The organism is Acinetobacter sp. YH12068_T (assembly GCF_024606005.1).
Taxonomy (GTDB): Bacteria; Pseudomonadota; Gammaproteobacteria; order Pseudomonadales; family Moraxellaceae; genus Acinetobacter; species Acinetobacter amyesii.
The window spans coordinates 1-13,942 of the sequence record NZ_CP094555.1; the positions used below are offsets into that span (position 1 = coordinate 1).

11 protein-coding genes are annotated in these 13,942 nt (G+C 40.3%); 9 read left to right on the plus strand and 2 right to left on the minus strand.

The genetic code is table 11. From position 1 onward, the window contains the following. The 5 genes from dnaA to MST18_RS00025 all read left to right on the plus strand — a co-directional run bounded on the left by dnaA (window position 1) and on the right by MST18_RS00025 (window position 6,809). Entirely contained in the window at window positions 1–1,386 is a 1,386-nt protein-coding gene (dnaA, locus tag MST18_RS00005) for a chromosomal replication initiator protein DnaA (RefSeq protein ID WP_180066860.1), read from the plus strand. Between the two features lie 108 nt (window positions 1,387–1,494). After that, the gene (gene dnaN / locus MST18_RS00010) at window positions 1,495–2,643 is read left to right on the plus strand and encodes a DNA polymerase III subunit beta (protein ID WP_180133861.1); all 1,149 of its coding nucleotides are present in this window, start codon (window positions 1,495–1,497) and stop codon (window positions 2,641–2,643) included. 23 nt (window positions 2,644–2,666) lie between these two features. Next, entirely contained in the window at window positions 2,667–3,749 is a 1,083-nt protein-coding gene (recF, locus tag MST18_RS00015) for a DNA replication/repair protein RecF (RefSeq protein WP_180133860.1), read from the plus strand. Window positions 3,750–3,792: 43 nt separating this feature from the next. After that, a complete protein-coding gene (gyrB, locus tag MST18_RS00020) occupies window positions 3,793–6,261 on the plus strand; it encodes a DNA topoisomerase (ATP-hydrolyzing) subunit B (RefSeq protein WP_180133859.1) in 2,469 nt (822 codons plus the stop codon). A gap of 170 nt (window positions 6,262–6,431) precedes the next feature. After that, a complete protein-coding gene (locus MST18_RS00025; protein WP_180133858.1) occupies window positions 6,432–6,809 on the plus strand; it encodes a hypothetical protein in 378 nt (125 codons plus the stop codon). A 530-nt stretch (window positions 6,810–7,339) separates the two neighbouring features. Here the strand turns inward: MST18_RS00025 and MST18_RS00030 are convergent. Next, complete coding sequence (locus tag MST18_RS00030; RefSeq protein ID WP_180133857.1) at window positions 7,340–9,277, minus strand: ATP-binding cassette domain-containing protein; 1,938 nt, start codon at window positions 9,275–9,277, stop codon at window positions 7,340–7,342. A gap of 197 nt (window positions 9,278–9,474) precedes the next feature. On the opposite strand from MST18_RS00030, the gene MST18_RS00035 reads away from it, so the two are divergent. The 4 genes from MST18_RS00035 (at window position 9,475) to erpA (ending at window position 13,429) form a co-directional block, all read left to right on the plus strand. Further along, window positions 9,475–10,479 (plus strand): putative solute-binding protein, encoded by a 1,005-nt coding sequence (locus tag MST18_RS00035; protein WP_180133856.1) that lies wholly within the window; start codon window positions 9,475–9,477, stop codon window positions 10,477–10,479. Window positions 10,480–10,736: 257 nt separating this feature from the next. Continuing rightward, entirely contained in the window at window positions 10,737–11,747 is a 1,011-nt protein-coding gene (locus MST18_RS00040) for a putative solute-binding protein (protein WP_078194442.1), read from the plus strand. Between the two features lie 203 nt (window positions 11,748–11,950). Next, window positions 11,951–12,958, plus strand: a complete 1,008-nt coding sequence (locus tag MST18_RS00045; protein WP_180024958.1) for a putative solute-binding protein — start codon at window positions 11,951–11,953, stop codon at window positions 12,956–12,958. A 135-nt stretch (window positions 12,959–13,093) separates the two neighbouring features. Next, complete coding sequence (gene erpA, locus MST18_RS00050; RefSeq protein ID WP_078194440.1) at window positions 13,094–13,429, plus strand: iron-sulfur cluster insertion protein ErpA; 336 nt, start codon at window positions 13,094–13,096, stop codon at window positions 13,427–13,429. A gap of 68 nt (window positions 13,430–13,497) precedes the next feature. Here erpA and MST18_RS00055 read toward each other — a convergent pair whose 3' ends face one another. After that, on the minus strand, window positions 13,498–13,875 hold the full coding sequence (locus MST18_RS00055; RefSeq protein ID WP_171263823.1) for a hypothetical protein: 378 nt from the start codon (window positions 13,873–13,875) through the stop codon (window positions 13,498–13,500). Window positions 13,876–13,942 lie beyond the last annotated feature (67 nt).

The following is a 13,942-nucleotide window of genomic DNA, read 5'->3' on the forward strand; positions in this document are numbered from 1 at the left end:
ATGCTTTGGACAGACTGCTTAACTCGCTTGCGACAAGAGCTTTCAGGAAATGTCTATACAATGTGGATACGCCCACTAGTGGCAGAAGATGCAGGTGATAGTCTAAAACTCTATGCACCGAATCCGTATTGGACACGCTATATTCAAGAGCATCATTTAGAACTGATTTCAATTTTAGCGGAACAGTTGTCTGAAGGTCGGGTACGTAAAGTCGAGATTTTGGTTGATTCACGGCCTGGTGCAATTTTATCTGCAGCTGAGCAACCAGCAACAACCACCGCAGCATTAGAGTCAACGCCACAAGTGTCGGCACCGACTCGTCCTAAAAAAGAAAAAGAAGAGACGTCATCAAAGAATAACCGTAAGCGTCAGCTTAACCCATTATTTACCTTTTCCTTGTTTGTTGAAGGCCGTTCCAATCAGATGGCGGCAGAAACCTGTCGTAAAGTCTTGACGCAGCCCGGTGCTTCACAGCATAACCCCTTATTTTTGTATGGACCGACTGGTTTAGGTAAAACCCATTTGATGCAAGCCGTAGGTAATGCATTATTACAAGCGAAGCCGAATGCACGTGTGATGTACATGACGGCTGAAAGTTTTGTACAAGACTTTGTGAGCTCGTTACAGCAAGGTAAGGTCGAAGAATTTAAGAAAAATTGTCGTTCGCTAGATTTGTTATTGGTGGATGATATTCATTTGTTGGCGGGTAAAGAGGCCAGTTTGGTTGAGTTTTTCTATACCTTCAACGCATTATTAGATGAATCTAAACAAATCATTTTAACTTCGGATCGTTATCCAAAAGAACTGACTGAGCTAGATCCACGTTTGGTTTCACGTTTTTCGTGGGGCTTATCGGTGGGTGTGGAACCACCAGATATCGAAACTCGTATTGAAATTTTACTGAAAAAAGCGGAAAGCAATGGCGTGGAACTTCCACGTAATTGTGCGCTGTTTATTGCTCAACAGGTGGTTGCCAATGTTCGTGAACTAGAAGGTGCGCTGAATAAAGTTGTAGCCATTTCTCGTTTTAAAGGTACCGCTATCGACCTTGATGTGGTGCGTGAATCATTAAAAGATGTGTTGGCGATTCGTGCACGTACCATTAGTACTGAAAATATTCAGCGTGTGGTGAGTGAATATTTTCGTATTCCGCTGAAAGAATTGGTTGGCCCAAAACGTACACGTATTTATGCACGTCCACGTCAGTTGGCTATGGGGCTAGCACGTGAGCTGACAGGGGATAGTTTCCCTGAAATTGGTATGGCTTTTGGTAACCGTGACCACAGTACTGTGATGCATGCCTGTGAAAAAGTACAAAGCCTGCGAGAAGAAGATCCAATCTTCAATGAGGACTATAAAAACTTGCAACGTCTGCTGCAAAGTTAAGTCTTTTTGTTCAAATTCTGTTCTTGCAATGCGGTATATTCTGCCGCATAGTACACTGCTAAAAAATTAATTTATTTTGTCTGTCTTCAGTTTTTAGAGGAATGTATCGTGCGTTTAAAAATCGCGAAAGAAAGCTTACTGAATGTTCTATCACATGTCGTAGGAGCGGTTGAGCGTCGCCATACCTTAAATATTTTATCTAATGTCAAAGTACAGGTAACAGAGCAAGCTTTGACCATTACCGGTTCAGATCTTGAAGTTGAACTGGTTGCAAGTACACCACTTACTGAAGGTGCATGTTTACAAGCAGGGGTGACGACAGTTCCTGCGCGTAAACTGATGGATATCTGTAAATCATTACCGTCAGCGGCATTGATTGATTTGCAAATTACTGAAGACCAACGTTGTATTTTAAAATCTGGAAACAGTCGTTTTGTATTGGGTACTTTGCCTGCTGAAGACTATCCATTATTAACCACTGAAAATACTCACGGCACTCAAGTCGGTGTGACTCAACGTGAGTTAAAGCGTTTATTTGAAAAAACGTCTTTTGCTATGGCGGTTCAAGATGTGCGTTTTTATTTGACGGGTACTTTGCTTGAAATTGATGAAAATCAATTGCGTGCAGTAACGACCGATGGTCACCGTTTGGCGATGTGTGAAACAGCGGCAAGCTCGAATGCGACACAAGCAATGCAAGCGATTGTTCCACGTAAAGCCGTAGGTGAATTGCAGCGTCTATTGAGTGTTGAAGACGAGCAATTATCGTTGTTAATTGGTCGTGAATTATTAAATGTAACAATTACCATTGCCAGCCGTGATAAAGAGCAGGGTGATATTACCGTGAGATTTACTACAAAATTGATCGATGGTAAATTCCCAGACTACCGCCGTGTGATTCCACGTGGTGGCGATAAAAACGTGCGCATTGCACATGATGTATTTAAACAATCACTACAACGTGTAGCGATTTTAAGTAATGAAAAATTGCGCGGCGTATTTTTGAAGTTTAATGCGGACACTTTACAACTTCGTGCCAATAACCCTGAGCAAGATGAAGCGATCGAAGATCTTGCGATTCAATATGCAGATGCACCGATGGAAATGTCGTTTAATGCACAGTACTTATTGGAAGTTCTGAATGTATTGGATGGTGATGATGTTGCAATGACCATGACAGAAGCCAACCATTCGGTATTGGTACAAGATCCACAACAACAAGATCAAACCTATGTTGTGATGCCAATGCGTGTTTAATTCAGACTGACGTCTCAATTATTATGCATATCACGCGTTTACATGTAAAACGTGTTCGAAATTTAAAGACGGTTGCACTCTCTGGGTTGCAGCCGTTTAATGTCTTTTATGGGCAAAATGGTTCAGGCAAAACTTCTGTATTAGAAGCAGTACATTTGCTGGCAACAGGCCGTTCTTTTCGAACTCATATTCCGAAAAACTATATTCAAAATAATAGCCCTGACGCTGTCGTCTTTGCGCAGTCTGCAACAGATCGTATTGGTATGCAAAAAATGCAGTCGGGCGAGCAAGTGATTAAAGTCAATGGAGACCTAGTGGGGACACAAGGACAGTTGGCTAAGATTTTACCGCTACAACTCATCGACCCACAAAGTACAGATATTATTGATCATGGTGCGAAGCCACGACGTCAACTTTTAGATTGGTTGATGTTCCACGTGGAACCGGAGTTTTACCATACATGGCAATATTATGCACGGGCATTAAAACAGCGGAATAGTTTGCTGAAATCACGACGTCATTTGAGTCTGTCTGACTTAGAACCGTGGAACAAAATGCTCAGTGACTATGGTGAGATATTACATAGTCTACGCAGCAATGTGGTGGAACAGTGGATTCGATATTTTCAACAAGATCTAGAAGCCTTATTGCCTGATTTAACAGTGACACTGGAATACAATGCAGGCTTTCATGCTGAAACAGGACTGCTGAATGATCTGACCAATCAGCACTTTAAAGACTGCGAACGTGGCTATACTGAGTATGGTCCGCACCGTGCAGATTTAAGGTTAAAAACCACTATGGGTGATGCAGATGTTGTGCTCTCTCGTGGGCAAAAAAAGTTATTGATCATGGCGTTAAAACTGTCACAGATTGCAATGCTACATGCTTGTAATAAGGAAACTGTGGTATTATTAGATGATCTGACAGCAGAATTAGATTTAACCGCACAACAGCGTTTAATTGAGCGTTTAAGCCATCTTGGTAGTCAAGTTTTTATTACCACTTTAGACCATGATTCAGTGCAAAAACACTTACATGATTTATCTATTTCTTATCAATTATTCAAAGTTGAAAATGGTACGGTGCAGGCTGTTGTGCAATGAAATACCACCTTTGGATAGACCTATTTTTCACTAGGGAGAAACCATGAGTTCAGAAGATCAAGCTGCTTCTCAAACAGAACAAACCATAGAAAAAGCTTATGATTCCTCTAGCATCAAAGTATTACGTGGTCTAGACGCTGTACGTAAGCGTCCGGGCATGTATATTGGTGATACTGACGATGGTACTGGCCTACACCACATGGTGTTTGAAGTTGTCGATAACTCAATTGATGAAGCGTTGGCAGGTCATTGTGACGAAATTCAAGTCACCATTCATGAAGATGAATCTGTAAGCGTATCGGATAACGGTCGTGGTATTCCTACCGACATTCACCCAGAAGAAGGTGTTTCTGCAGCAGAAGTGATTTTGACGATTCTGCATGCGGGCGGTAAATTTGACGATAACAGCTATAAAGTTTCAGGCGGTCTACACGGTGTAGGTGTATCCGTGGTGAATGCGCTTTCAAGTAAGCTCGAATTAACCATTCATCGTGCGGGTCAAATCCACCAGCAAGAATATAAACACGGTGATTCCGTGTATCCATTAAAAGTGGTGGGTGAGACAGATCGTACAGGTACACGTATACGTTTCTGGCCAAGTGCTGAAACCTTCAGTCAAACGATTTTTAATGTCGATATTTTGGCGCGTCGTTTACGTGAATTATCTTTCCTGAATGCAGGTGTGCGAATTGTACTACGTGACGAACGTATCAATTTAGAACACGTTTATGACTATGAAGGTGGTTTGTCTGAGTTTGTAAAATATATTAACCAAGGCAAAACCCATCTGAATGATATCTTCCACTTCACTACTCAAGCCGATAATGGCATTGGTGTAGAAGTTGCATTGCAGTGGAACGATTCTTATCAGGAAAATGTTCGTTGCTTTACCAATAACATTCCACAAAAAGATGGCGGTACGCATTTAGCGGGTTTCCGTGCTGCATTAACCCGTGGCTTAAACAGCTACATGGAAAGCGAAAACTTACTCAAAAAAGAGAAAGTGGCGGTTTCTGGTGATGATGCGCGTGAAGGCTTAACTGCAATTGTTTCGGTGAAAGTGCCTGATCCAAAATTCTCTTCGCAAACCAAAGAAAAATTGGTGTCGAGCGAAGTGAAAACTGCGGTTGAACAAGCCATGAATAAATCGTTCTCTGAATATCTTTTAGAGAATCCACAAGCTGCTAAATCGATTGCAGGCAAAATTATTGATGCAGCACGTGCGCGTGATGCAGCGCGTAAAGCACGTGAAATGACTCGTCGTAAGAGTGCGCTTGATATTGCAGGCCTGCCAGGTAAATTGGCCGATTGTCAGGAAAAAGATCCTGCATTGTCTGAACTTTACTTAGTGGAAGGTGACTCTGCGGGCGGTTCTGCAAAACAGGGCCGTAACCGTAAGATGCAAGCGATTTTGCCGCTGAAAGGTAAAATCCTCAACGTGGAACGTGCACGTTTTGACAAGATGATTTCTTCACAAGAAGTGGGAACGTTGATTACTGCTTTAGGCTGTGGTATTGGCCGTGAGGAATACAACCCAGATAAACTGCGTTATCACAAAATCATCATCATGACCGATGCCGACGTCGATGGTTCGCACATTCGTACGCTACTATTGACCTTCTTCTTCCGTCAAATGCCAGAACTTGTGGAACGTGGATATATTTATATTGCACAGCCACCGTTGTATAAGCTGAAAAAAGGCAAGCAAGAACAGTACATCAAAGATAATGATGCACTTGAGACTTACCTGATTTCAAATGCAATTGATGAGCTTGAATTACACATCAGTGCAGAAGCGCCAGCCATTCGTGGTGAGGCTTTAGCGGGTGTGATTGCGGATTATCAAACCTCTCAAAAGAGCTTGCATCGTCTGACTGTACGTTATCCTGCAAGTGTGTTGGATGGTTTATTGGCAGTAGAAGGCTTTAAGTTAGATCAAGCAAATAACCAAGACTATGTACAGACTTGGGGTGAGCAGCTACGTGCCAATATTGAGAAAACTCAACCAAGTTTACGTCCTGAATTAAGCTTAGAAACTTTTGAGCATGAAGATACTGAAGGCAATAAGTCAGCAACTTATTTCCCGCGTATTACCATCTATGTTCATAATTTACCGCACCAATACTTGTTAGATTCAGGTCTATTGGGTTCAGGTGAATATGCGCGTTTACTCAAAAATTCGAAGAGTTGGTTCACCTTATTGGAAGAAGGTGCTTACCTACAAAAAGGCGAGCGCAAAATTCCAGTGGGCAGCTTCCATCAGGTTTGGCAAAACATCCTACAAGACTCACGCCGTGGCATGATGATTCAGCGCTATAAAGGTTTGGGTGAGATGAATGCTGAGCAGCTTTGGGAAACCACGATGGATCCTGAGAACCGTAACATGCTGCAAGTAACGGTACAGGACGCGATTGAAGCTGATCGTATGTTCTCTTGCTTGATGGGTGATGATGTGGAACCACGTCGTGCTTTCATTGAAGAAAATGCGTTAAATGCGGATATTGATGCCTAAATTCTGATTACAGAATCATTCAAAAAAGCACTCTTCGGAGTGCTTTTTTTTGTGCTATCTTAAATAAAATTGAATATTAAATCGCCAATTTGTGTTTTATAAAATTGACTTATTCTGATGCTAAGCTCAAATCAAATTGAACTTAGCAGCTAAAAATAAGAGGTCTATATATGATGGACAATCAACTTGAACACATTCGTGACATCTGGGTAAATGCATTTTTTACCGGAAATTATACTGTTTTAGCCGAATACGAAGATGAGCACTTTAAGGTGGTTTATGAGCAAGATGGGCGTGTCGAAAGTAATTATATCCGCTATGAACGTATTGCACATGCAGTGAAGAATGGGGTTTGGAAACCACAAAAACCAGACGTAGAATTTGAAGAATATGAGTTTAATCGTGACCAAACTGAGTGCAAAATTTTAATTGGTTTAGCTGAAACACAGCAGCAAATACAGGAAATCTGGCATTTTGATCAGACCTGGAAAATACAAGAATTACGTTTTTTAAAGGCAAAAAAAGCCCATCCTTCTGCCTTATCTTAAACAATAAAAAGTTTAAATTGATGTAGTCAGTAGAGATAAAATGCATCCATCTTGCAAATATGGATAAGTTTTGTGAATTTTCACATTTAATAGTGTTCAACATCAAAGTTATTTATAATTGTGGATAATATTATTTAAAAATATTTATCCACAAAAAGGTGGTTCGATATTTTGAATTTAAAAAATAAAAATGAATTTAAAACTAAGATTTGAATTTAAAAATGGCTTTTGTGGATAACTGCGGCAATGAGTTTGATGTGAAGTATATTTTTTGAATTCATTTACAAAATTAGGGTAAAAGCTATCGCTGAATTTTTAAATTCTTTACGAATAGAAATGCCTTAACGATGCAATAACCAGTTGGATATGAACATTCGATTTTTTAAATATTTTTTAGATGTATAATGTGATTATTATTGTGAAGTATAAATAAAAAATCGCCGTGGAACATTTAAATTTCACGGCGATTGATTTTTTGAGCTTAAGTTAGGTTTTCTTAATAATGCAAATCTAGGGTTTTGCTTTTGAAATTAAGCCTCAAAACTACTTTCCATTTCTTCTAATTCCATCATTAATTCAAGCATTTGCTCTTCGACAGATTCAAGTTTGGCTTTTAATTCTGTTTGCTCATTCATTAGTTTGAGTAAGTCATCTTTACGACTGGCTTCATATAAAGCACTGTCTGCTAATAATTCCTCGATTTCGTTTAAGCGTGGCTGAATTTTGCTGATTTGCGCTTCATTTTTTTCAATGTTTTTACGAATCGGGCGGGTCAATTCACGCTGACGTGCAGCTTCTTTACGCTGCGCTTCTTTATCGACTTTAGAAATCGTCTGTTTAGTTTCAACTTGAGATTTGATGGGAGTAGGGGCTTGTTGGCTATTTTTCATCATGTCAATCCGTGCTTGACGCAGCCAATCGGCATAAGCCACGAGGTCACCATCAAATTCGCGACATTTACCATGATGTACCAACAATAATTCGTCACAAACGCTGGCAATCAATTGACGTTCATGCGAAACCAAAACCACAGCGCCTTCAAAATCTTGTAATGCCATAGTTAGGGCATGACGCATATCAAGGTCTAAATGGTTGGTCGGTTCATCTAGAATTAAAACATTGGGACGTTGCCAAACAATCAAAGCCAAAGCTAATCGTGCTCGTTCACCGCCTGAAAAGCCTTCACTTGGTGTATCCATGCGTTCGCCACTAAAACCAAAGCTGCCTAAAAATGAACGTAATGCAGCTTCACTGATTTTTTTGTCAGCAATTCGAGATAGTTGCAACATCGGGCTGGCATTGCCATCTAGAGCATCCATTTGATGCTGAGCAAAATAGCCAATATTCAACAGTTCAGAGGCTTTGCGCGTCCCTTGTAATAAAGGAAGGTCACCAACTAACGATTTAATTAAGGTTGATTTACCCGCACCATTCATCCCGAGTAAACCAATTCGGCTGGTTGGGGTAATTTGCAGGTTTACATTGGTCACGATCAGTTTGTCGCCATAGCCAATATCTGCGTGTTCTATTTGCAGCAGTGGTGAACTCATTTTGGTCGGTTCACGGAAACTAAAGGTAAATGGTGTATCGACATGCGCCGCAGAAAGTTCCTGCATGCGTTCTAATTGTTTAATACGGCTTTGAGCCTGCTTAGCTTTAGTCGCTTTGGCTTTAAAACGGTCAATAAATTTTTGGAGATGCGCACGAGTTTCAAGCTGCTTTTCATAGGCTTGTTGTTGTTGTGCCAAGCGCTCAGAGCGGGTGCGTTCAAAGGTCGAATAGTTGCCGGTGTAAAGTGTCAGCTCTTGATTTTCGATATGTAAAATATGATCAGTCACCGCATCTAAGAAATCACGGTCATGTGAAATCAAGATTAGTGTACCTTCGTAAGCTTTTAACCAATCTTCTAACCACAAAATCGCATCTAAGTCTAAGTGGTTGGTTGGTTCATCGAGTAATAAGAGGTCGGAACGGCTCATCAGGGTACGCGCAAGGTTTAAACGCATACGCCAACCACCTGAAAAGCTTGAAACATTGAGCTGGGACTGATGTTCAAAGAAACCCAGGCCGGCCATCAGTTGTGAGGCTTTGGATGGAGCTGTATAGCCATGGATTTCATCAAATCGGCCATATAAGTGTGCCAACGCTTCATTGTCTAATTGTTCTGGATGTTCAAGTTTATGTTGTATATCCCAATATTCCTCATCGCCTGATAGAACGAAATCAATCGCTTTCATATCGAGTGCTTTGATTTCTTGTGCCATATGAGCGACGGTCCATACTGCAGGACGAGTTAAGGATCCGCCATCAGATTCCATTCCACCTAAAAGCGCAGAAAAAAGAGTGGATTTACCCGCACCATTTACACCGGTTAAGCCGATTTTCCAGCCTTGATGCAATTGCATAGATGCTTTTTGAAATAAAACACGCCCACCGCGACGAATGGAAAGTTGGTCTAACTGAATCATGGAACTAACTAAACAAGAAGAATGTGGGGCTATTCTAATGGATGGCTTTGCAAAAGAAAAAACAAAGCATCGCAACCATCTGAAAAAATGTGACAGATTCCACGTATTTAGGTATATTGAAAGGGCTATAGTATTAAAAAAATATTTCAAGTTGTTGTTTTTAAATGGATTAATAAAAAATATTGGGAATATAAGAAATGAGAAAAGGAATTTTAATTTTATCGCTTCTTTCAGGTGTGATATCTGCACAAAGCTATGCCAATCAGAAGGTTTGTGTGTTCGATTTACTTGGAAAAGCGGGGGAATCTTATAAGCTGATGGAAGAGTGGTCTCTGGCCAGTAAGGCATGGGGAGCACAAGTTCAACTGATTTCATATCAAGATGAATCCAAAGTCGATAAAGATTTTAAAGAAGGGAAATGTGACGCATTTTATATGACCTCGATGCGGGCACGTGCGTATAACAAATTTGCCGGTTCGATTGATGCCATTGGCGGTGTACCGAACAATACCATCGCGCAAAAAGCCATTACCTATGTCTTAGATAAACGGAACAGTAAACGACTGATTAGCAATCTAGGTAAAGATAGTTATGAAGTGGCAGGGATCGGGCAAATTGGTTCAGCCTACATTTTTGTCCGTGATCGCAATATCAATAATTTAGAAAAAGCTGAAGGTAAGAAATTTGCCATTTTGCATTATGACTATGCGCAAAAAGTGATGGTCGACCGTGTTGGCGCTGTGCCAGTGATGTCGGAAATTTCTAATTTTATTCGCAAGTTTAATCAGGCCGAAGTTGAAATTGTGGCTGCGCCAGCTTATGCCTTTAAGCCACTCGAAATTTCAAAAGGCTTAGGCACTACCGGGGCGATGGTGAATTTTCCTGTGGTGAATGTCACGGCAGACCTGATTATTCGTAACAATAAATTCCCAGAAGGTTTTGCTGAACCTTCTCGGCTATGGTTTGTTAAGCAATTACCAAAAAGTTTTGCCATGGTGAAACGTATGGAAGCTGAAATTCCTGCCAAATATAAGATGAATCTCAGCAAAGACGATCAGGTAAAATATCAGAAAATTTTACGCGAAGGTCGGATGGATTTAACTAAACAGGGGATCTATGACTCCACTATGATGACGGTACTGAAAAAAGCCCGTTGTACAATTGAGCGAACCAATTTTGAGTGTTCAGTGGCGGGTGAATAAGCTTTTTTCTGTATTTCTTTGTAAATTTTGATGCAATCGCTGTAAATGTAAAAAGCCATTTTTGCAAATATAAGATGATGATTATATTTATAATTTCAGTTTGAATAAAAAGTGATATACATCACAGAAAAACAGAATATGCCAAAATGACATAAATAAATGGAGTAAATGCTCTATTTTTTTTAAATTAACTTGCTTAATATCGGGCTTGTGTAAGGACACCTCTGAACCATAAAAAGATTTGAAAGGAAAATAGAATGAAAAAAACGCTCCTATCATTGGCTACGTTTGCTGCAATTGGCTTTGCTGGTTCAGCTCAGGCAGCAAAAGTAGATATCTGTGTATTTGACTTACTGGGTAAGTCAGGCGAGTCATATCAAATGGCTCAGGAATGGGCGCTTGCAGCAAAAGGCTGGGGTGCTGAAATTAACTTAATTCCGCGTCAAGACGAAGCAGTAGCCGACAATGACTTTAAAGCAGGTAAATGTGACGGCGTATTTATGACGGCGATGCGTGCCCGTCAGTACAATAAATTTGCAGGCTCTATTGATGCGCTGGGTGGCGCACCGAGCAATGCGATTGCGCAACGTGCGATTACCTTTGCATTAGACCAACGTAATGCTGCAAAAATGGTTAGTAACCTAGGTGGTAAAAAATACGAAGTGGCGGGTATTGCCCCACTGGGTTCAGCATTCATCTTTGTCAAAGACAAAAAAATTGACTCAATTGAAAAAGCAGCAGGTAAAAAGTTTGCAGTTTTAGGCTATGACGAAGCACAAAAAATCATGGTGCAACGTGTCGGCGCTCAAGCTGTGATTTCAGATGTATCTAACTTTGTGGCGAAGTTTAATAATGGTCAGGTCGATATGGTGGGTGCGCCTGCATATGCCTACAAACCATTAGAGATCTATAAAGGTTTAGGTACCAATGGTGCGATGTTTAACTTCCCAGTTCTACAAGTGACTGCGGACTTTATTATTCGTCCTGATCAGTTCCCAGCTGGCTTTGGTCAAAAATCACGTGATTGGTTTGTGAAACACTTACCGAAGAGTATCGCGATGATTAACCGTCTAGAAGCAGGTATTCCTGCGAAATATAAACTTAACCTAAGTGCAGAAGATAAAACCAAATATCAAAAATTACTGCGTGAAGGTCGTATGGATATGACGAAGCGTGGCATTTACGATGCAGGCATGATGTCTGTTTTGAAAAAGGCACGTTGTTCTGTCGATAAAGCCAATTTTGAATGTTCACTGGGCGGCGAATAAGCTGATATTTAAAGAAAAAAGTCTGGATTTATCCAGGCTTTTTTTTGCAAATTTACAGGTCATTCTCGCCATTGAGTGAGCAAAATATTCAGGTAATCTAAATTCAAATCGAGGGCTGTGAGTCAATTGAATCGAACTCAGCATGACCCAAAATTCAAAAAATGGTTAAAAAACAAAAACAGTAAAAAACAAGGAAAGTCAGTATGAAACAATGGACAAAGGCATTGAGCGTTGCTGCTGCATTAATAGCGGTAAATGGCGTAGCTCAAGCGAAGCAAGTGGTATGCGTATTTGATTTGGTCGGTAAAAATGGTGATGTTTTTACCCTGATGAAAGATTATCAATTGGCGGCAAAAAACTGGGGCGCAGACATTGAGCTCCGCGTCGGTCAAAATGAAGCGGTGATTGCAGAAGATTTTAAAGCTGGTAAATGTGATGGGATCAGTGTTACTGGTATGCGTGGTCGCCAATTCAATAATTTTACCGGTTCTTTAGATGCCATTGGTGCGATTCCAGATTTGAAATTGGCCGTAAAAGTTATGCAAGGTCTTGCAAGTCCAACATTTGCTAAGAGCATGGTCAATAGTAAATATGAAGTGGCAGGTGTGATACCTGTTGGTGATGCCTATCTGTTAGTAAATGACCGAAGTATTAATACTGTCGCTAAAGCAGCAGGTAAAAAAATTGCGGTGCTTGACTACGATGAAGCACAGAAAATTATGGTGCAGCAGGTCGGAGCTCAAGCAGTCAGTGCTGATGTAACCAATTTTGGCGCCAAATTTAACAATGGTCAGGTAGATATAATTGGGGCACCTGCTGCGGTGTTCAAACCATTAGAATTACATAAAGGTTTAGGCAGCAAAGGCGCAATCGTCAATTATCCAATTTTACAAGTCACGGGAAATATCATTATTCGCCCAGATAAATTCCCTGCAGGTTATGGACAAAAATCACGTGATTGGGTCAAAACACAATTACCTCGCGCATTCACCATTTTAGGAAAAATGAAATCGGAAATTCCAGCCAAATATTGGATGGATGTTCCAACAGCAGACAAAGCTGGTTATCAAAAAATGATGCGTGAAGCGCGTATCGATTTGACTAAACGTGGTATCTACGACAAGCGAATGATGAAACTATTATGGCAATTCCGCTGTAAACAAGACCCTAAAAACTTCGAATGCGCATTACAGGAAGAAAACTATAAATAAGTTTTAAATGAATCTTGAGAAAAATACTCTGATTTAACTTTAAACTGTGAAGACTGACCATATATTGAGTATGTTATACTTGAAATATGGTCTTTTCTTTTTTAAAGACACCCCAATGACTCAGAGGAATCCATCATGAATGCTCAAGCACTTGTGCTGACTGACAATGCTGCCAATAAAGTACGCCAATTGCGTGAGAGTGAAGGTAATCAAGACCTTATGTTACGTGTATATGTGACTGGTGGTGGTTGTTCAGGTTTCTCCTATGGGTTTAATTTTGCTGAAAGCCAAAACGAAGATGATGCTGAATTTATCAATGGTGATGTGAAGATGTTGGTTGATTCACTGAGCTATCAATATTTAGTTGGTTCAACAGTCGACTATATTGAAGGTCTTGAAGGTTCTCGATTTGTGGTTCAAAACCCGAATGCGACAACCACGTGTGGATGTGGATCTTCATTCTCGATCTAATCGCGATGATGAATTGAGCCATAAAAAAGCCCTCATTTAGAGGGCTTTTTTAATGTTTAAAATCGATATTAGGCTTCAAATTTTAGTGCTTCTAATAGATCTAAAATTACGGTAGTCACGTCTTGAGTCAATTGATAATTATTAAAAATTTCATATGCCGTAATGGTGACATCGGTATCACTCGGAAGCAGGCGTTGTTCTTCTTCGATGAGGTCACGGATCGGCAATAGGGTTTGTTTGACCTGTAAATGCAAGACATCTTTAAACTCAAGATTTTCGTCTTCGAGCTCAATTAATTGCTCATTAAAAAAGGGTAAAAGTACCGCATGGAGATAAGGTTGAATGTCTGTAATATCAAAAATCTCAATATCACGGGTTTGTTCAATCGTGCTGATGTGGTCATTCACTTCAATTAAGATATGGTAGTAACTCACATTGCTCTCCACGGAAGATGTCATTGATATAAGGGGATTATTGCAGATCAACAATAACATGAAATGCTGATTTTTGTTG

Coding starts and splice junctions, on each gene's coding strand:
- dnaA (WP_180066860.1), top strand. CDS start 1: ATGCTTTGGACAGACTGCTTAACTCGCTTGCGACAAGAGCTTTCAGGA.
- recF (WP_180133860.1), top strand. CDS start 2,667: ATGCATATCACGCGTTTACATGTAAAACGTGTTCGAAATTTAAAGACG.
- gyrB (WP_180133859.1), top strand. CDS start 3,793: ATGAGTTCAGAAGATCAAGCTGCTTCTCAAACAGAACAAACCATAGAA.
- MST18_RS00025 (WP_180133858.1), top strand. CDS start 6,432: ATGATGGACAATCAACTTGAACACATTCGTGACATCTGGGTAAATGCA.
- MST18_RS00030 (WP_180133857.1), bottom strand. CDS start 9,277: ATGATTCAGTTAGACCAACTTTCCATTCGTCGCGGTGGGCGTGTTTTA.
- MST18_RS00035 (WP_180133856.1), top strand. CDS start 9,475: ATGAGAAAAGGAATTTTAATTTTATCGCTTCTTTCAGGTGTGATATCT.
- MST18_RS00040 (WP_078194442.1), top strand. CDS start 10,737: ATGAAAAAAACGCTCCTATCATTGGCTACGTTTGCTGCAATTGGCTTT.
- MST18_RS00045 (WP_180024958.1), top strand. CDS start 11,951: ATGAAACAATGGACAAAGGCATTGAGCGTTGCTGCTGCATTAATAGCG.
- erpA (WP_078194440.1), top strand. CDS start 13,094: ATGAATGCTCAAGCACTTGTGCTGACTGACAATGCTGCCAATAAAGTA.